The following is a 1,135-nucleotide window of genomic DNA, read 5'->3' as shown; positions in this document are numbered from 1 at the left end:
CCTGCCCCGCCAGATTCACTTCCATACCTTGCGGCGGGATGCCTATCACCCTTCCCGCCGTCATCCCTTTAGAGCAGAAGTGCGGCAAAAACCGGGTCCACTCGTTGGCAATGAGAATCTTCGCGTCGGTAATCAGCAGCCATCCATTGGCAGAAGCAACCATATCCGGGTCCTCGTGGGAGGCAAATACATAGTCCAGATGCGCCGGCAGGAAGTAGCTGGCCATCTCTGCCAGCAGATTCTTGTAGGTGAGGTTACCACCGGGGTCCAGAAGCATACCTTCGCCGTTATGGACGATGAGAAACTGATTGGCTTGAATGCCTTCACCCTCCACCAGATCGGTGAAGACAATACATTTATGGATGCCATTATCGTAAAGTACCGTGCTCAATGCCTGATTCCTCATTAAAGTGAGCCCAAGACCCCAACAGTATTTTTCAATAACTAATGTACCTAATAATCATCCGCGATAATACGAATGATTCCATAGAATACTTTTGGGAGCCTGCGCCGCGTCCATCAAAAAAGAACCAATCTGGTAATAATATGTTTTGATAAGGAGAATTATTCTTGCACGGGCCTTGGTCCTGCCCCGAATTGGCGATTTCTGGTTTACCAGGATAGACTCACTTACGACGTTTTCCGGAAATCGAGTATTTTCTTTTACAACTTCTAGTGCGGAACCTGCGCCGCTATAATGCTGATGAACCAAGCAAAGTCGGAAAGCCGTTACTCCAACGAAACGGGGAGCCCACATCTTCTTGCCATTACCATCGCCGTAATGGCTTGCATTATCATGAATGTTCTGGACATCACGATTGTCAACGTGGCATTGCCGCATATGGAGGGATCGCTTCACGCCAACAGCAATCAGATTACCTGGGCACTCACTACCTACATGTTGGCCATGGTTATCGTGACCCCGCTGACCGGATTGCTGGTCGAACGTTTCGGACAACGGCAGCTCATCCTGTGGAGCGTGGCAGGCTTCCTGGTCTGCTCGATCATGAGCGGACAATCCCACAGTCTCACGGAAATTGTCTTTTGGCGCTTCATGCAAGGGGCTTTGGGGGCATCGCTCGTACCGGTCGGACAGGCGATTTTGGTAGAAGCCTATCCTCGGGAAAAACGAGGA

Annotated in this window: 2 protein-coding genes; one reads left to right on the top strand and one right to left on the bottom strand. The window is 50.4% G+C overall.

What is annotated here, in order from left to right; all coding sequences use genetic code 11:
• Nucleotides 1-391 (bottom strand): oxygen-binding di-iron domain-containing protein (locus BLW97_RS18425; protein ID WP_143215010.1); only part of this gene is annotated, 391 nt, incomplete at its 3' end.
• Nucleotides 392-703: 312 nt separating this feature from the next.
• Here BLW97_RS18425 and BLW97_RS18420 point away from each other — a divergent pair.
• A partial coding sequence (locus BLW97_RS18420; RefSeq protein WP_242947883.1) for an MFS transporter occupies nt 704-1,135 on the top strand: 432 nt, incomplete at its 3' end.

Origin of the sequence: Acidithiobacillus albertensis (genome assembly GCF_001931655.1) — a bacterium.
In the GTDB taxonomy this organism is placed as follows: Bacteria; Pseudomonadota; Gammaproteobacteria; order Acidithiobacillales; family Acidithiobacillaceae; genus Acidithiobacillus; species Acidithiobacillus thiooxidans.
The sequence above is the reverse complement of the archived record's forward strand: the minus strand, read 5'-3'. Positions and strand labels throughout refer to the sequence as shown.